General features: G+C 61.2%; 16 protein-coding genes. 2 read left to right on the forward strand and 14 right to left on the reverse strand.

Going from position 1 to position 17,577, the window contains the following annotated elements; translation table 11 throughout:
* Positions 1-2 precede the first annotated feature (2 nt).
* The 10 genes from purH to M1D78_RS04660 all read right to left on the reverse strand — a co-directional run bounded on the left by purH (position 3) and on the right by M1D78_RS04660 (position 10,241).
* The gene (gene purH, locus M1D78_RS04615; RefSeq protein ID WP_437422976.1) at positions 3-1,607 is read right to left on the reverse strand and encodes a bifunctional phosphoribosylaminoimidazolecarboxamide formyltransferase/IMP cyclohydrolase; all 1,605 of its coding nucleotides are present in this window, start codon (positions 1,605-1,607) and stop codon (positions 3-5) included.
* Between the two features lie 88 nt (positions 1,608-1,695).
* A complete protein-coding gene (gene fis / locus M1D78_RS04620) occupies positions 1,696-2,016 on the reverse strand; it encodes a DNA-binding transcriptional regulator Fis (protein ID WP_181082025.1) in 321 nt (106 codons plus the stop codon).
* Entirely contained in the window at positions 2,013-3,026 is a 1,014-nt protein-coding gene (dusB, locus tag M1D78_RS04625; protein ID WP_437422977.1) for a tRNA dihydrouridine synthase DusB, read from the reverse strand. The genes fis and dusB overlap by 4 nt, the downstream gene beginning before the upstream one ends.
* 191 nt (positions 3,027-3,217) lie before the next feature.
* Positions 3,218-4,486, reverse strand: a complete 1,269-nt coding sequence (locus M1D78_RS04630) for a DUF3426 domain-containing protein (protein WP_437422978.1) — start codon at positions 4,484-4,486, stop codon at positions 3,218-3,220.
* An 88-nt stretch (positions 4,487-4,574) separates the two neighbouring features.
* A complete protein-coding gene (gene prmA, locus M1D78_RS04635) occupies positions 4,575-5,456 on the reverse strand; it encodes a 50S ribosomal protein L11 methyltransferase (protein ID WP_437422979.1) in 882 nt (293 codons plus the stop codon).
* Between the two features lie 125 nt (positions 5,457-5,581).
* Positions 5,582-6,931 (reverse strand): acetyl-CoA carboxylase biotin carboxylase subunit, encoded by a 1,350-nt coding sequence (gene accC / locus M1D78_RS04640; RefSeq protein ID WP_437422980.1) that lies wholly within the window; start codon positions 6,929-6,931, stop codon positions 5,582-5,584.
* A 17-nt stretch (positions 6,932-6,948) separates the two neighbouring features.
* Complete coding sequence (accB, locus tag M1D78_RS04645; RefSeq protein ID WP_437422981.1) at positions 6,949-7,407, reverse strand: acetyl-CoA carboxylase biotin carboxyl carrier protein; 459 nt, start codon at positions 7,405-7,407, stop codon at positions 6,949-6,951.
* Between the two features lie 79 nt (positions 7,408-7,486).
* On the reverse strand, positions 7,487-7,930 hold the full coding sequence (gene aroQ, locus M1D78_RS04650) for a type II 3-dehydroquinate dehydratase (RefSeq protein WP_437422982.1): 444 nt from the start codon (positions 7,928-7,930) through the stop codon (positions 7,487-7,489).
* A gap of 151 nt (positions 7,931-8,081) precedes the next feature.
* Positions 8,082-9,845 (reverse strand): protein-disulfide reductase DsbD, encoded by a 1,764-nt coding sequence (locus M1D78_RS04655; RefSeq protein WP_437422983.1) that lies wholly within the window; start codon positions 9,843-9,845, stop codon positions 8,082-8,084.
* 72 nt (positions 9,846-9,917) lie between these two features.
* The gene (locus M1D78_RS04660) at positions 9,918-10,241 is read right to left on the reverse strand and encodes a Rieske (2Fe-2S) protein (RefSeq protein ID WP_437422984.1); all 324 of its coding nucleotides are present in this window, start codon (positions 10,239-10,241) and stop codon (positions 9,918-9,920) included.
* A 140-nt stretch (positions 10,242-10,381) separates the two neighbouring features.
* Between M1D78_RS04660 and M1D78_RS04665 the strand changes: the two genes are divergently transcribed.
* On the forward strand, positions 10,382-11,263 hold the full coding sequence (locus M1D78_RS04665; RefSeq protein ID WP_437422985.1) for a ChaN family lipoprotein: 882 nt from the start codon (positions 10,382-10,384) through the stop codon (positions 11,261-11,263).
* Positions 11,264-11,482: 219 nt separating this feature from the next.
* Here M1D78_RS04665 and M1D78_RS04670 read toward each other — a convergent pair whose 3' ends face one another.
* The 4 genes from M1D78_RS04670 to M1D78_RS04685 all read right to left on the reverse strand — a co-directional run bounded on the left by M1D78_RS04670 (position 11,483) and on the right by M1D78_RS04685 (position 15,094).
* Positions 11,483-12,280, reverse strand: coding sequence for a Crp/Fnr family transcriptional regulator (locus tag M1D78_RS04670; RefSeq protein WP_437422986.1), 798 nt, complete (start codon positions 12,278-12,280; stop codon positions 11,483-11,485).
* 107 nt (positions 12,281-12,387) lie between these two features.
* On the reverse strand, positions 12,388-12,660 hold the full coding sequence (locus tag M1D78_RS04675; protein ID WP_437422987.1) for a TfoX/Sxy family protein: 273 nt from the start codon (positions 12,658-12,660) through the stop codon (positions 12,388-12,390).
* Positions 12,660-13,421: a class I SAM-dependent methyltransferase gene (locus tag M1D78_RS04680; protein ID WP_437422988.1), complete on the reverse strand. Its 762-nt coding sequence runs from the start codon at positions 13,419-13,421 to the stop codon at positions 12,660-12,662. The genes M1D78_RS04675 and M1D78_RS04680 overlap by 1 nt, the downstream gene beginning before the upstream one ends.
* 110 nt (positions 13,422-13,531) lie before the next feature.
* Positions 13,532-15,094: a bifunctional aminoglycoside phosphotransferase/ATP-binding protein gene (locus M1D78_RS04685; RefSeq protein WP_437422989.1), complete on the reverse strand. Its 1,563-nt coding sequence runs from the start codon at positions 15,092-15,094 to the stop codon at positions 13,532-13,534.
* Between the two features lie 155 nt (positions 15,095-15,249).
* Between M1D78_RS04685 and mrcB the strand changes: the two genes are divergently transcribed.
* The gene (mrcB, locus tag M1D78_RS04690) at positions 15,250-17,562 is read left to right on the forward strand and encodes a penicillin-binding protein 1B (protein WP_437422990.1); all 2,313 of its coding nucleotides are present in this window, start codon (positions 15,250-15,252) and stop codon (positions 17,560-17,562) included.
* Positions 17,563-17,577 lie beyond the last annotated feature (15 nt).

Below are 17,577 nucleotides of genomic sequence, written 5' to 3' on the forward strand. Positions count from 1 at the left end.
CGTCAGTGCCTGAAGTGACGCATGCCGGTAAAGACCATCGCGATCCCCGCCTCGTCGGCCGCTGCGATCACCTCGGCATCACGCATCGAGCCGCCCGGCTGGATTACCGCACTGATGCCGGCCTTGGCGGCGTTGTCGATACCGTCACGGAAAGGGAAGAACGCGTCGCTGGCCATCACCGCACCGGCAACCTGTAGGCCAGCATGCTCGGCCTTGATCGCGGCGATGCGTGCGGAGTTGACGCGGCTCATCTGCCCTGCGCCAACGCCCACTGTCTGACGGTTCTTCGCATAGACGATGGCGTTTGACTTGACGAACTTGGCGACCTTCCAAGCGAAGATCAAGTCATGGATTTCCTGCTCGGTCGGTGCGCGCTGGGTGACCACCTTCAGGTCCGCCTGGCTGATCATGCCGATGTCGCGGCTTTGCACCAGCAGGCCGCCGTTGACGCGTTTGAAATCCCAACCCGGGGCGCGCTCGGCCGGCCACTGGCCGCATTCGAGCAAGCGCACGTTCGCCTTGGCTGCCACTGCTGCGCGGGCCTCGGCCGAGATGCTCGGGGCGATGATGACTTCGACGAACTGCCGCTCGACGATGGCGCGGGCTGTCTCGCCGTCCAGTTCGCGGTTAAAGGCAATGATGCCGCCGAACGCCGACTCGCTGTCTGTGGCGTAGGCCAGTTCGTAGGCTTGGCGAATGCCGCCTTGCTCGTCCGGCACCACGGCGACGCCGCAGGGGTTGGCATGCTTGACGATCACGCACGCTGGTTTGACGAAGCTCTTGACGCATTCCAGCGCCGCATCGGTGTCGGCGACATTGTTGAAAGACAGTTCCTTGCCTTGCAGCTGGCGTGCGGTGGCGACGCAGGCTTCGTCCGGGGTTTCGACGTAAAAGGCCGCGATCTGGTGCGGGTTCTCCCCGTAACGCATGTCCTGCGCTTTGATGAACTGGGTTGTGAAGGTGCGCGGCAACGGGCTGCGGCCTTCTGTAGACAGGGTTTCGGCGCGCTGGTCCACGGTGCCCAGGTAATTGGCGATCATGCCGTCATAGGCGGCAGTGTGCTCGAACGCCTTGAGCGCCAGGTCGAAGCGCTGGGCATAGGTCAGGCCGCCGTTGCGCAGATCGTCAATGACTCCGGCGTAGTCGATGGCGTTGACCACGATGGCGACGTCTTTGTGATTCTTGGCAGCGCTCCGCACCATAGTCGGCCCGCCGATATCGATGTTCTCGATGGCATCCGGCAGCGTACAGCCAGCCTTGGCAACGGTCGCGGCGAAGGGGTAGAGGTTCACTGCAACCAGATCGATAGGCTCGATGCCGTGCTCGGCCATCACCGCTCCGTCGAGGTCACGACGGCCAAGGATGCCGCCGTGGATCTTGGGGTGCAGAGTTTTGACGCGCCCGTCCATCATCTCAGGGAAGCCGGTGTAGTCAGCGACTTCGACCGCCTCGATGGCATTCTCGCGCAGCAGCTTGAAGGTCCCGCCAGTAGAGAGAATCTCGACGCCCAATGTGGACAGTTCACGGGCGAAATCGACAACGCCAGTCTTGTCGGACACGCTGATCAGCGCACGGCGGACGGGAAGGCGGGTGCTTTGGTCGGTCATAGAGGTTTCCTAGGAGCTACGGGCTGCTGGCGGAGGGCTCGGCAGGCGGGCCGTGCTGCAGCCGCGCCGGCCGAAGCCCGCTGCCGCATCAGAGAAGGTCGTATTGCTTGAGTTTCTTGCGAAGGGTGCCGCGGTTCAGGCCCAGGAGCTCGGAAGCCTTGGTCTGGTTGCCCTTGACGTAATTCATCACCGTTTCAAGCAGGGGGGCCTCGACCTCGGAAAGCACCAGGTTATAGACGTCCGTGACGTCGGCGCCTTCGAGGTGGGCGAAGTAATTGTGCAGCGCCTTCTCAACACTGCCGCGCAGGGTCTGGCCGGCTTCGCTGGGCGTGTTCAGGTGCTGCTTTAGGTTTACGTTGTCGCTCACGGAAGTTGTTCCAATAGCCAGTGTTTCATTCAGTAGCGTCATGCGGCCACCCCTGTTCCATCCCCTGAGCCAGGGCTTGTACGGCGTTCGGTGAAAAAGGCCCGAACGCTGGCGCATTGCGCATCCCTGTCTTCCAAACAATTGAATCGGCTCCGGTATTCCCGTGCCCCCGGTTGTGTCGCGAGGTACCAGCTAACGTGCTTGCGCGCGATGCGTACGCCCATCACATCGCCATAGAAGGCATGCAAAGCCTTCAGATGATCGAGCAACACCTGCTCGACCTCATCCAGACCGGGCGGCGACAGCTGCTCACCCGTGCTGAGAAAATGCTCGATTTCACGGAAAATCCAGGGGCGGCCCTGCGCTGCGCGCCCGATGAGCAACGCATCGGCTCCTGTAAATCGCAGAACCTCGCGGGCCTTATGCGGCGAATCGATATCGCCGTTGGCAAACACCGGGATCGAAAGGGCCTGCTTGATGCTGGCGATCGTCTCGTATTCGGCTTCGCCGGTATAAAGGTCAGCACGGGTGCGACCATGCACAGCCAACGCGGCGATGCCGGACTGCTCGGCAATTCTGGCGATACGAAGGCCGTTGCGGTGTTCTCGGTCCCAACCGGTGCGGATCTTCAGGGTGACCGGCACGTCGACCGCGGCCACAACCGCTTCGAGAATCTGCGCAACCAGTTGTTCGTCTTTCATCAGCGCCGAACCGGCAGCCTTGTTGCAGACCTTCTTAGCCGGACAGCCCATGTTGATATCAATGATCTGCGCGCCCAACTCAACATTGCGTGCGGCTGCATCGGCCAGCATCTGCGGATCGCCACCGGCTATCTGCACCGAGCGAGGCTCCGGATCTCCTTCGTGAAGAAGGCGCAGGCGCGATTTGCGGCTGTTCCACAGGCGCGTGTCACTGGTGACCATCTCTGACACGACCATCCCGGCACCCAACCGACGACACAGCTGGCGAAACGGCCGATCGGTCACGCCGGCCATCGGCGCGAGAATCAGGCGATTCGGAAGAGTGTAGGGGCCGATGCGTACCGCGGACATGAAGATTCCCTGCTTGGAGCCTGCTTGTTAGGTCGATCGGGGACAGCAAAAAAGGGTGTGCATGATACCCGCTCCGCATGACCGGTTAAAGGCTGTCCTGAACAAATTCTGAACAGCCTGAAGCTTATATCGGGCGGTTGGGTTGGCACGGCCATTCGACGGGCGGTGCGGGTCGGCGAGGATTGGGCGGGCTATTCGGGCGAGAGGAAAGCCAGGCTGTAGTTCACAGCCTTGGCACCTGGGTCAAGTATGTCCAGCGCGATGTGAATGGGTATCTGCGACGGCATCTCCTGTTGTCCGGCAAGCTCTCCGGACAGGTATTCGCCCGGCTTGAAGGTGCGGCGCGCAAGGGTCTGGCCGTTGATGTCATCGAAGCGGATTTCCAGCAACGGGAAAGGCTGTGCGAAGGATGCGCGGTTATAAATGATTGCGTCGACGACCAGCGCGCCGGTGAATTCAGGGTGGCTGCGTACGACCAGGTTGCTGCTACGGATCTGGCTGATATCGACTTTGGGCGGCAGCGTGCATCCTAGAGACGGGCACGCCCGGGCGAGCCAAGGTCGATATTCGTCCTGACGGGAAAGTTCATCGAAGTTGAAGTGGACATACTGGCCGGCAAGCGTGAGCAGCGCGAGCAGGCTCAGCAGGCCCCAGCCCAGCCAGCGGCCCCAGGGGCGGCGTTGAGCCTGCTGCCAATCCAGCTGCAGCGGCTCGTCGTCAAGCTCGAACAGTCCATGGTCGCCCCGCTGGCGTTCGGAGTCGGGCTGATCAGCCTCAGGGGCATGCACCATGATGGGTGGACTCGGCTCATCCTGCGGTTCGCTGCTGTCGATCGCCGGCTCGATACGTGCCGGCTCAGGCGTCGGATCAAGATGATCGGTCAGCGGGGCGTCACTGGTAGCGAACGAGGACGTTGCTGCTGGGCGGTCGTCGTTGACGGCTGTGAAGTGCAGACCCGTTGGGGAGGCTACAACGTTTTCCTGTGGTACCCGTGGTGGTGGCGCCGGGCGGGTCGTTTCAGCGGTCAACAAGCGCTCGGCCCAGCTCTCGTCATGCGGTACCGCCGGCGCGTGGCGTGGCGCCGAGGTGCTGGTTGAGTTGCTCTGTAGTGCCTGAAATTCGCGAGATAGCTCGCGCTCTTGGCGTTCAAGCTTGGCCAGCTCCTCGTCCAGATCGAGGCTGTCCAGATCAAGGTCGTCGTGAATCCAGAGCGTACTCTCGTCTGCCTTTGGCGGCTTGACGGGTGCCGGTTGCAATAGGTGCTGAGGTGATTCAGGAAGCGAGGGTGAGGCGCTCGGCAGCGGTAGCTTGGTCGGATCGGTAGCATGCAGGTAACGCGCCGCATTGAAAACGGCCATGCAAGCCCCGCAGCGAACCACGCCGTGCGCGGCCGACAGCTGGGCGCTGGTCACGCGAAAACTGGTCTGGCAATGGGGGCACTGAGTGACAAAGCTGGTCATGCGCTGGTCCAACGGGAAACTTGGCTAGTCTAGCGCATGCCTGCCGATCAACGGCAGCTGCGTTTTATGCCGCAGCCGCTCCTGGCGCTCAAGTGTGACGAGTGCCGCTGATCCTGACCCAGCCGTCCTTTTCTGCGGTGGGGTCGAGCCGGAAGTGCTCGGCATACGCCGCGCGGACCTCTTCGGCCTGCTCGGCTAGGATGCCGGACAGTGCCAGCAGCCCGCCCGGTTTTACCCGCTGGCTGATCTGTGGCGCCAGCGTTACGAGAGGGCCGGCGAGGATATTCGCGACCACGGTGTCGAATTGCTCGTCCGGCAGCTGCTCTGGCAGATATAGCGCGAGGCGTGTGTCAGCGATGGCGTTGCGCTTGGCATTTTCGCGGGAGGCTTCGATCGCCTGTACGTCGATATCCGTACCGACTGCGCGTTCTGCACCAAGCAAGAGCGCGGCAATCGCGAGGATGCCGGAGCCGCAGCCGAAGTCCAATACTTGCTGACCAGCGAGCGCCTGAGCATCCAGCCATTCCAGGCACAAGGCGGTGGTGGGGTGGGTTCCGGTACCGAACGCAAGGCCAGGGTCCAGCAGCAGGTTTACGTCATTGGGCTGTGGTGCGGCGTGCCAGCTCGGAACGATCCAGAGTCTGCGGCCAAAGCGCATTGGGTGAAAGTTGTCCATCCAGCTGCGCTCCCAGTCCTGGTCTTCGATGCGCTCCAGTTGGTGCTCGGGTAGCTCGTCGCCAAGCAGAAGACGCAGGTGCGCGATCAGGTCGGTTTCGTCGACGTCGCCTTCGAACAGCGCCAACAAATGGGTATTGGACCAGAGCGGGGTGGTGTTGAGGTCCGGCTCGAAGATGGGCTGATCCTCGGCATCCATGAAGGTGACGGAAACGGCGCCGACGCCCATCAGGGCATCCTCGAGCGAGGCCGCCTGTTCGGGTGAGATGGCGAGGCGAAGTTGTAACCAGGACATGCGAAAACGACCTCCAGATGCCGCATCAAGCGGTGCGCTCTAGCGCTTGGAAAAAAGAAAGGGAGCGGCCGGGGCCGCTCCCTTCAGGTGCGCATCATATCGCTTGCAGCTTGCAGCTTGCAGCGTCAGTGCTTGTCCATTCCCAGCTTCTTTTCCAGGTAATGGATGTTCACACCACCCTTGCAAAAGCCGGCGTCGCGTACCAGATCCCGGTGGAGAGGGATGTTGGTCTTGATGCCGTCGACGACGATCTCATCCAGAGCATTGCGCATGCGTGCCATGGCCTCTTCGCGGGTCGCGCCATAGGTGATCAGCTTGCCGATAAGCGAGTCATAGTTCGGCGGAACCGAATAGCCGCTGTACAGATGCGAATCTACCCGCACGCCATTGCCGCCTGGGGCATGGAAGTGCTTGACCTTGCCCGGACTCGGCAGGAACTTCTCGGGGTCCTCCGCATTGATTCGACATTCCAGAGAATGCCCGCGGATCACCACATCCTTCTGCTTGATGGACAGCTTATTGCCCGCTGCGATGCTCAGCATTTCCTTGACGATGTCGATGCCGGTGACCATCTCGGTGACCGGGTGCTCGACCTGGACGCGGGTATTCATCTCGATGAAGTAAAAACGTCCGTCTTCGTAAAGGAATTCGAACGTGCCGGCGCCGCGGTAGCCGATCTCGATGCAGGCGTCGACGCACCGTTGCAATACTTCGGCGCGCGCCTTCTCATCGATGTAGGGCGCTGGGGCTTCTTCAAGCACCTTTTGGTGCCGGCGCTGCAGCGAGCAGTCGCGGTCGCCAAGGTGGACGGCATTGCCTTGGCCGTCCGACAGGACCTGGACTTCGACATGGCGCGGGTTGCCAAGAAATTTTTCCAGATAGACCATCGGATTGCCAAACGCCGCACCGGCTTCAGTGCGGGTCAGCTTGGCGGACTTGATCAGGTCCTCTTCCTTGTGAACCACCCGCATGCCGCGGCCGCCACCGCCGCCAGCCGCCTTGATGATTACCGGATAGCCGACTTCGCGGGCGATGGCCAGCGCAGTCTGCTCGTCTTCAGGCAGCGGGCCATCGGAGCCAGGCACGGTCGGAACGCCAGCTTTTTTCATGGCGTCTTTCGCCGATACCTTGTCGCCCATCAGGCGGATGGTGTCAGCCTTCGGGCCAACGAAGGCGAACCCGGAATTTTCGACCTGCTCGGCAAAATCCGCATTCTCAGCGAGGAAACCATAGCCTGGGTGGATAGCCGTGGCTCCTGTGACTTCGGCGGCGGCGATGATCGATGGGATATGCAGGTAGGAGTTGGTGGCAAGGGCCGGGCCGATGCAGACGGACTCGTCAGCCAGCGCCAGGTGCATCAACTCCCGGTCGGCAGTGGAGTGCACCGCGACCGTCTTGATCCCCATTTCCTTGCAGGCTCGCAAGATCCGCAGGGCAATTTCACCGCGGTTTGCGATCAGTACTTTTTCCAACATCGTTGGCTCTCCGCGATTCAAACGATGGTGAACAGCGGCTGGTCGTACTCGACCGGCTGACCATTCTCCACCAGGATGGATTCGATCGTGCCACTGGTTTCAGCCTCGATGTGATTCATCATTTTCATGGCTTCGACGATGCAGAGGATGTCGCCCTTTTTGACCGTCTTGCCTACATCCACAAAAGGTGCTGACTCGGGCGATGACGCGCGGTAGAACGTGCCTACCATCGGCGAGCGGACGACCGTACCGTTGAGTTTCGGCTGGGCGGGTGCCGCGTCTGCGGACGGAGCTGCGGCGACCGGGGCGGGTGCCGGCGCAGCGGCCGGTGCCTGCGCGTAGTAAGGCTGCTGAACCGGACCTTGCTTGCTGTGGCGGCTGATGCGGACGGACTCTTCGCCCTCGTGGATTTCCAGTTCGTCGATGCCGGACTCTTCCAGCAGTTCGATCAGTTTCTTGACTTTGCGAATATCCATGAAGCGGTAACTCCCAAGTAGGTTCAAAGGGGCATTGATGCTTGCTGTCTTGTCGCTGGCACTTTGCGGTGCCGGCCCGTCAGGCAGCAGTGACTTGTTCCATGGCGGCTTCCAGTGCCAGCCGGTATCCGCTGGCGCCGAGGCCGCAGATCACGCCTACCGCTACGTCCGAGAAATAGGAGTGATGGCGGAAAGGTTCACGTTTATGCACGTTCGACAGGTGCACTTCGATGAATGGGATGCTCACGGCCAGCAACGCGTCACGTAATGCGACGCTGGTGTGCGTGAAAGCGGCCGGGTTGATGAGAATGAAATCCACGCCCTCGCTGCGCGCAGCGTGGATTCGCTCGATCAGTTCGTATTCCGCGTTCGATTGCAGGGAGAGCAGATGGTGGCCGGCGTCGCGCGCGCGTTGCTCCAGGTCCTGGTTGATTTGAGCCAGCGTGACGGCACCGTAAACGCCAGGCTCTCGGGTGCCGAGCAGATTAAGGTTCGGGCCGTTGAGGACCAGAAACGTCGCCATGGGTATTCCTTGTTGTTCTAGCCGGACAGGGGCAATACGGAGTGCCGCCGCGGGTGAAGGAAAAACTATGCACGAAGGTTGGACTGACTGTCCAGTCATGTCGCGATCGGCGTAAATGCCGACATTATGACTGGAGTTTGCGGCAGAGTGTCTAGAGCAGCGCGTCCGCTCGATCAAGCCGCTCGGAGAAGCCGTCAGCGTCTATCTCGCCGACCACGCGCACCGGCTGCACTTCTTCGCCGCGGCGGTCGAAAAACAGGATCGCCGGAGGGCCGAACAGCTTGTAACGGTCGAGTAGCGCCCGCTGCTCAGGATTGCTCTCGGTGATGTCGAAACGGATCAGATGGTAGCCAGCCAGGCGCGGCGCCACTTGCTCATCGGCGAAGACCTCACGCTCGATGACCTTGCAACTGATGCACCAGTCGGCGTACCAGTCGAGCATGGCCGGTCTCCCCGCGTCTCGCGCGGCGGCAAGCTGGGCATCGAGTTGCGCTGGGGTGGAGACGGTCTGCCAGGCTTCCGCGCTATTGGGCAGGGCGCCGGTTCGGCCGACGGCCGGGCGGAGAGGGTCCGAGCCGCCCTGTAGCGCACCCACCCAGGCAGCCAGTGCATAAACCAACAGCGCGAGGCCAAGCAGTTGGGCCAGTTTCTGTCGTGGCGTCTTGCTGGTCAGCTCTAGCGTGCCGAGAAAGAGCGCAGTGCCCGCCGCTAGCAGACCCCAGAGTGCCAAGGAAAGAGGGCCGGGCAGCACTCGTTCGAGCATCCATGCCGCAACCGCGAGCAGCATCACACCGAACGTGTTGCGCACGATCACCATCCAGGGCCCGCTTCGAGGCAGGAGGGCGCCCCCGCCTGTAGCGAAGAGAATCAGCGGCACCCCCATGCCAAGGCCGAGCGCGAACAGTTGTAGGCCTCCGCCAAGGGCATCCCCGCTGGTGCTGATATAGAGCAGCGCGCCGGCTAGCGGTGCGGATACACAGGGTGAGACGAGCAAGCTGGATACGGTGCCAAGCAAGGCCGCGCCCAAGAACGAACCACCCTTGGCGCGCCCTGCGATCCGGTCGAGGCTGGCAGTCATTCGCTGTGGGAGGCGCAGCTCGAATACGCCAAACATGGCCAGTGCGAAAGCGACAAAGAACAGGGCGAAAGGCACCAATATCCAAGGTGACTGCAGGCGAGCCTGCAGGTTGAGCTCGGCCCCGAAAAGCCCCATCAGGGCCCCCAGCAGCGCGAACCCCCCAGCCATTGGAAGGACATAAGCCAATGCCAGCAGGAAGCTTCGGGTGCCGCCTGGTTGGCCACGCAGGACCACGCCGGAGAGAATCGGCAGCATTGGGAGCACGCATGGGGTGAAGGTCAGCCCAATGCCGGCCAGGAAGAACAGTGCGACCGCACGCCAGGACAGGGTGTCGTCGGTTTGCCTCTCGGTGTCGCTCGTGCTCGTGGCGGTTGGCGCGTCTTGGCCAATCTGGAGGGATTCAGTCTCTGGCGGGTAGCACAAGCCTTTGTCCGCACAGCCCTGATAGGTCACATTCAGGGTGAAAGGTCGGTCGTTCGGATTACGGACCGGTAGTTGGATATCGAGGATGCCGTAGTACACCTCGACCTCTCCGAAATAGTCGTCGGTCTTGGCTTCGCCGGCGGGTAAAGCAGGTTCACCAATTTCGACACCGCTTGTTGGGCTGTTGAACTGGAAGCGGTGGCGGTAGAGGTAGTAGCCCTCGGCGGCCGTGAAGCGAAGCGTGATCCGTTCGGGAGACGTATCGACTAGGCTCAGGCGGAACGCTTCGCGCACCGGTAGAAAGTCGGCACTGTTGTTGAGGCCGCCCAGGGTAGGGTTGGGTCGACTGTCGAACAGCCCGGCGAAGGCGGGTAGTGCAACGAAGATTAACAACAGACTCAGCAAACGGCGCATGGTCATCTCACTAGTAGCGACGGCGGTCATGATACCGGAGCCAATGGCCTGCCGCTTGGGCGCGACGTCGCACTACGGGGCGCTTTGCAACCAGATGCTGCCGTCCTGCTCGATGCATGGCAGGGGGCTCAGACGCTGGCCCTCGCAGGGGCCGGCAACGCATTCGCCGCTATCGATCAGGAACAGGGCACCATGCGTGGCGCACTGGATGAGGCTTGCGCTACTGTCGAGAAATTGGTCTGGGAGCCATTCGAGGGGAATGCCTCGATGGGGGCACCTGTTTTGGTACAGGTAGACTTCCCCGGCCTTGCGTACGGCGAACAGGCGATGGCCGGCCGCAACGAAGCCCTTGCTACGGCCTTCAGGCAACTCATCTATAGCGCACAAGCGAATCATGGTCCCTCCGGAGCGAAATATGGATTGTCGACCAGCCCACACGGTGTGTCAGGGGCAATGAGGCAGCACCGTAACGTGTGTTTCGGCATAGCTGTGTTTGGTTAGCATCGATATACCTAACCCCGTTAGACGGAGTCCTGATGCGTCTTCTTATCCTTTTTGTAGCGGCAGTGCTGAGCGGCTGCCCGATGATGCCACCGCTTCCTGCCTGGCAGAGCCCCAACGGGGTAGATCACCCTGACGCCGGACGGATCGTGGATTTGAGAGACGGTACGACGCTCGACGTTGATCAGCTCGTCGAGCGGCTGGCGAAAGCGGACCGGTTATTGATCGGCGAGCGGCACGACAACCCTGACCATCACGCCTTGCAACTTTGGTTGCTTCAAGCTTTGGCTCAGCGTCGGGAGCAGGGCAGCCTGTTGATGGAGATGATCAATCCGGACCAACAGGAACGGGTGCGGCAGGCTCAGACTCTTATCGCCCAAGGCCAGCCGCCGAAGGACGTGGCGGGCGCCTTGGCGTGGCAGGACGGGTGGGACTGGACGCAATATGGTCCGTTGGTCCGCTACGCGTTGGCGCAAGCCTACCCCCTGCTGCAGGCGAATCTCGATCGAGGGGAGATCAAAGAGATTTACCGAAGCCAACCCGAAGTCAACGGGCGTGCTGCCGATCCTAAGGTAAGGGCCACGTTGCTGGAGCAGATTCGCGTATCCCATTGCGACATGTTGCCGGCCAGCCAGTTGCCCGCCATGCTCGCGGTGCAACAGCAACGTGACCGGCGCATGGCAGAACAATTGACCCAAGCTCCAGCGCCCGCCGCGCTTCTCGCTGGGGGATTTCATGTGCGGCGTGATCTCGGTGTGCCGCTATATCTTGTCGATGAGCCTGCCGGTGACGTGCTAGTGCTGTTGCTCGCTGAGGTAGGCGATTCGACAGCCGCCCAAGAGGCGGACATCGTCTGGTTCACGCCCGCGATGCCACAGCGGGACTACTGTGCACGCTTCCGGCAGGACGCCGGTTAGCGAGGTTGAGCTTTTCGCAGGCAAAAAAAGACCCGGCAAGAGCCGGGTCAAAACCGTGATTAGCCTGATGAGGAGATAACCTGAAAGTCCGACTGCCTGGCCTTCCAGCTTATCGACTGATCTCGCGACCAGTTGCGATAATAATAACAATTCTCATTTCACAGTCAACAGGCTAAGTGTATTTTCTACGCTACCGCTCATCGCCTTGGCCGCTGCGGATCATGCCGAGAGTGGCAGGCGCAGTTGAGTGACCTCCTTGTTCAACAAATCGATGCGGCGGGCCATGCTTTCGATGAGGCTATGCGCGATTTTCGGATTGCTCTGCATCAGGCTCAGAAATTGGTCTTTCGGAATCATCATGACGGTGCAGGGTTCGGTTGCGATGACCGAGGCACTGCGTTTTTCGCGCGTGAATACGGCCATGGCGCCGAATATTTCGTCACGTTGGACGTCTCCAACCTTTTGTCCATCAACGACCGCTTCGGCGTGACCCTCGATGATCACGAAGACGTTGTCGGCTTCGTCGCCCTGGCGGATGAGCTCCTCGCCCACGGCGAAGTGCTGGAAGCCAGTCGTTGGGTGAATCTCCGGCTGCTTGAGGCGGGCCAGTGCGTCGGATAGCAGGGCGGTTTGGCCGATCAGGTATTCGGTGAACAGCTCCTGACGCTGCTGATCCGTATGGATGTGGTTGAAGACCTCGTTGCGTACATACGGCACGAGGCGGACGGATTCGTCGCTGCGGTAGCGACATTGGGGCAGCTCGATGCCCTGCCTCAAGCCAAGCAGGTCGCCTTCCTGCAGGTAAAACAGCGGGCGCTCATCGACCAGTGCATGGAGCAGGCCGCTCTCAATGATGAACAATTGTTGATCAGGCAGCTCATTGCCCAAGTCGTCCGAACCTTTGATTTCGATTGGCTCGCCGGACGGCGCAAGGCCCTCCAATAGCTGGGCGGGGATCCCCTGCAGCCTGTTGATGAGTCGATCGGCATAGGCCGGTTGTTCCCCGAGTAGATACATGACGACGGTCCTTTGAGCGAGCAAGCCTGCAATGAGAGAGCAGTGCGCGCGCCGACAATAAAGCGGTCGCCATGGGCAAGTAAATTGGCGGGCGTGGAGGTTGTGAGCTAGCTCTTGTTGCTGCGGCTGCAGCCGTCCAGATGCGCGTTGAGTTCGTGCTTCAACCCCTCCGGCAGATCCTTCCAGCTGACGTCGCGCAGTGCGCCTTCGATGGCATAGAGCAGAACCCTTGATGCACCGAATCCACGGGATTTCACCGCTTGGTATGCGTTGACCGAGCCGATTCGGCGCAGGTCATCGGCCGTGTGGATGCCCGACGCGTGCAACCACTGGGCAGAGGTCTTGCCGAGGTTCTTCAGGGTAAGAAGTTCGTCGTGCATTAAGCCTCCTGTTTGCCTGGATACCCCGAGATGAAATGCAAGGGCCAGCGCACCTGACGTGCCTGCTCGGGATCGCCCCAGCGCGCTTGCAAGGCTGGCGTGATCGCCGCGATCGGATCGGCACCGTAAGTCTGTTGCCACTGGCGAGCAGCGGACCAAGTGCGTAGATAGCCCAGCAACTGCTCAAGGCGCCATTGGGCTTCGATGCAGAATGCAGGGGTCTTGATCAAGGGGAAGGGCGGGCGGATGTCGCGATAGCCGGCGTCTACGCTGGCCCGCCCTTCCGGCCAGAAGCCAGCCAGCGTCTCGCCATGAAGCTGGCTGATCATGTCGTCGAGATCCGGACCAAGGTTGAGCAGGCCGTAACACCACGCACAAAAAAGCCCGTCGTGAGTCAGGACGCGCCTGGCTTCGGCGAAAAAGGCCGGCGTGGCGAACCAATGCAAGGCTTGCGCGACGACCATCAGGTCGATCGACCCGCTGACTAAAGGTAGCCGTTCGGCGTCTGCGGCAAAGCGCTTCGCTGGTCCCCAACTAGGCGTGCCTTGCAATTGCGTGATGTTAGCGTCGCAGGCCACTACGGTTTGGAAGTGGGGCAGCAGTCCGAGGGTCGCCTGGCCAGTACCTGCCGCGACGTCGAGCGCGCGGGCGTGGGCATTGCTCTGGCTCGCGAGCCAGGCGAATAGGACGTCGGGATAGGTCGGCCGGAACTGAGCGTAGCTACCCGTATCAATCGAGAACAGGCGGACGCTGTCACCCATGGCGGTAGCGCGTTTGGAGGATTGTCGGACGGCTTGGCATGGCTATCTTCCGCAGATATCTGCATGAGTATAGATGCGGCGCCAGGTTCTGCTGGCGCCGCGTCCAATGCTCAGAGCCCTGGAAGTTTCGATCGGATCGCGGCGACCACTTCGTCGAGGCTGCCCGCGTCCGGAGTATCCACGCGTCGCGCCAGGAGGTGCTCGGCGTCGGTCAGCGGCTCGCGGTTCGCCTGTTGTGCGTTGACGACCTCGAGCGTGGCGTCGGACGGGTCGCGCCCGTCCGCCTGACGCTGGGCCAGCCACTGCGCAACGACCGCATCCGGCGCCTGACAATCCAAAATCACGAAAGGCACGCCGGTGGCCTCTGCGACCTGGCAGGCCGTTCGGCGCTGTTCATGCTTGAGATAGGTGGCATCGATCACCACTGAGAAGCCTGCGTTGAGCGCACGGGTGGCCATGTCGTGCAGGTGTTCATACGTCGCCTGGTTTGCCTGGGCGCTGTAGATACCTTGCCCGGTCTGTCCAGCGCCGGCATCGGACTGGTCCGCAAATAGACGCTTGCGCTCGACGTCGGAACGCAGGCGGATCGCTCCGAGTGCTTCGACCAGTCGCAGTGCGACTCCGCTCTTGCCTACGGCCGACACGCCATGCGTGATCGCCAGGAAGCGTGACGGAATAGCGCTGTAGCTTTCGGCAAGATTTGCATAGCTTCGGTACTGGCGGACGATGACCTTGCGCTGGACCGGATCCTGCTCCTGATCCAGACGGAACAGGCTGACCTTCGCTCGAACCAGTGCGCGATAAGCCTTGTAAAGGTTGAATAGTTCGAGCGCCGCATAGTCGCCGGTGCGCTCTAGCCAGGCATTGGTAAACCGTCGGGCCTGGCATTTGAGACCCCGATCCTCCAGATCCATCGCCAGAAACGCGGCATCGGAGGCTACGTCGATCAAGCGGAATGGCTCGTTGAACTCGATGCAATCGAACAGCACGACCGCTCCATCTATCAGCGTCGCGTTGCCCAGGTGAAGGTCGCCGTGGCACTCGCGAATGAAACCATCCTCGGATCTGCGCTCGAGCAGCGGCCACAACCGAGCGATGCTGGTTTCGGTCCAGTCCAGAAGCGCGTCGAGCTGCAGCAGGTCGGCCGGCTCCGTCAGCAGTGGACGGATCTGCTCGAAGTTCTGGCGCATGGGGGCGACGATGGCGTCGGCCCTATTCAACGGATGGTCATGTGCCACCTGAGGGGTTTTTAGGTGGAACTGGGCGATCTGCTCGGCGAGGGCATCGATGTGGACGTCGCTCAGCTCACCCCGGGCCTGGACCTCTGCGAGCAATTGGCTTTGCGGAAACTCACGCATCTGCAACAGGTATTCGATGGGCTCGCCGTCGCCGCCAAGGATGGGCGCGTCTGGGTTGCCCGTCACGGGTAGAACTTGCAAATACAGAGCAGGCGCCATGCGTTGGTTCAGGCGCAACTCTTCTTCGCAAAAATGCTTACGCGAGGCGAGTTCGGTGAAGTTGAGAAAGCCGAAATCTACCGGTTTCTTCATTTTGTAGGCGTAGGCGCCAGTCAGGATTACCCAGGAAATATGGGTTTCAATGACTTTGAATCCGTCGACAGGGTGCGGGTACAGGGCGGGGTTTTGCAGCGCGGCGATCAATGCTTGGCTCACGGTCATTCCTTTCGAAGCGTTTGGACGGGCGTGTGAGCACTTCGGGACACAGTTCACACAGTCTGGAAACGCACCATTATGTAGATCCCGCTCACGTGTGCAAACCGCCAGGAGGCCGTCTTGCAGCCAGATAGAAGTGCGTATAATCCGCCGCCATGACTAAATCTCGCTCCGCTCGTTCCCGCAACAAACGCCGTTCTGGCGGCTCACGCCCCTGGTTGGGCTGGGTCGTAAAACTGTCCATCGTCGCGCTGGTGATACTCGCTGGCGTCGCCGTCTATCTCGACGCGGTGGTGCAGGAGAAGTTCTCTGGTAAGCGTTGGACCATTCCGGCCACCGTCTATGCTCGGCCGCTGGAACTCTTTACGGGACAAAAGCTACATAAGGATGATTTTCTCGCCGAGTTGGATGCGCTGGGGTATCGACGCGAGCGTGCCGTTGGCGGCCCAGGGTCGGTATCCGTAGCCAGCAACGCCATAGAGTTGCAAACCCGCGGTTTTCAGTTCTATGAGGGGCTCGAGGAATCGAGGCGCATCCGCGTGCGTTTCTCCGGCGATTTCGTGGCCGGCCTCACGCAGGCCGACGGCGGTGAGCTTCCCGTGGCCCGGCTTGAGCCGCTCGTGATCGGCGGTCTATATCCGGCGCACAACGAGGATCGCATTCTGATCAAGCTGGATCAGGTCCCGCCTTATCTAGTGGAAACGCTCGTGGCGGTCGAGGATCGAGAGTTTTTTGATCATTTCGGCGTATCGCCCAAATCCATCGCCCGCGCCGTTTGGGTGAATTTGACTGCCGGCGAGGTGCGCCAAGGCGGCAGTACCCTGACGCAGCAGTTGGTGAAGAATTTTTACCTGACCAACGAGCGCAGCCTAAGCCGTAAGGCCACCGAGGCAATGATGGCGGTGCTGCTGGAGCTGCATTACGACAAGGAAGAGATTCTTGAAGCCTACCTCAACGAGGTTTTTCTCGGTCAGGACGGTCGGCGCGCCATTCACGGCTTTGGTCTGGCCAGTCAGTACTTTTTCGGCAGGCCGCTGGCTGAGTTGAAACTCCAACACGTTGCGTTGCTGGTTGGCATGGTCAAAGGGCCAACCTACTACAACCCGCGGCGCCACCCGGAGCGCGCTCTGGAGCGGCGCAACTTGGTCATCGATCTGCTCGAACAGCAGCAAGTGGTGGGCTCCGAGGAGGCGGCTGACGCCCGCAAGGCGCCGTTGGGCGTCACCCAGCGCGGCAGTATGGCAGACAGTTCTTATCCGGCCTTTCTCGATCTGGTCAAGCGGCAGTTGCGCGAGGATTATCGCGACGAGGATCTTACGGAAGAGGGGCTTCGGGTCTTTACCAGTTTCGACCCGATTCTGCAGCTTAAAGCCGAAAAGGCCATGACTGAGACGCTCAAGCGGTTGGGCAAGGCTGCCGACGGTGTCGAGGGTGCGATGCTTGTGACCAATCCCGAAACTGGGGAACTGCAGGCCATGCTGGGTAGCCGGCAACCCGGTTTTGCAGGGTTCAACCGGGCGCTGGATGCGTCGCGTCCCATCGGTTCGCTGATCAAGCCGGCCATCTACCTCGCGGCTTTGGAAAAGCCTAGCGAGTACACCTTGACCAGTCTCCTCCAGGACGAGCCTTTTTCTGTCAAAGGCGCAGACGGCAAGGTCTGGAAGCCGCAGAACTACGGGCGAACGGCGCACGGTACGGTTTATCTCTACCAGGCGCTTGCCAACTCCTACAATCTGTCGACTGCACGGCTTGGAATGGATCTTGGCGTTCCGCATGTCCTGCGCACGCTTGAGCGGCTCGGTGCGTCTCCCCAGTGGCCGGCGTACCCGTCCATGCTGCTGGGCGCGGGCGGGTTGCGGCCGATCGAGGTGGCCGACATTTATCAAACCCTGGCCAATGGCGGTTTCAATACCCCGTTACGTGCCATCAGGAGTGTCGTGGCAGCCAATGGTGAGCCGCTCAACCGCTACCCCTTCAAGATCCAGCAGCGTTTCGATGCCGGTGCGATCTACCTCACGCAGTATGCGATGCAACGGACAATGCTCGAGGGCACGGGGCGGTCCGCCTACAACTACGTCCCAAGGTCGTTGGCGCTAGCCGGCAAGACCGGAACCACCAACGATTCGCGAGACAGCTGGTTTGCGGGCTTTAGCCAAGACCTGCTGGCTGTTGTTTGGCTTGGCCGCGACGACAATGGCAAAACCAGCCTGACCGGCGCGACTGGTGCGCTGCAGGTATGGGCGGACTTCATGCGCCGGGCCGATCCGCTGCCCCTGCAGACGCCGGTACCAAGTAACGTAGTCATGGCCTGGGTTGACGCTCATACCGGTCAAGGTACGGCGGAGAATTGCCCGGATGCCGTGCAGATGCCTTATATACGGGGCAGTGAGCCCGCGCCCGGCCCTGGGTGCGGTTTGAGAGCGCCTGCCGAATCCGTGATGGATTGGGTGCGCGGCTGGCTGCCCTGATCTCGGCCTGTTGGG

It is taken from the genome of Pseudomonas sp. SA195 (assembly GCF_054131565.1).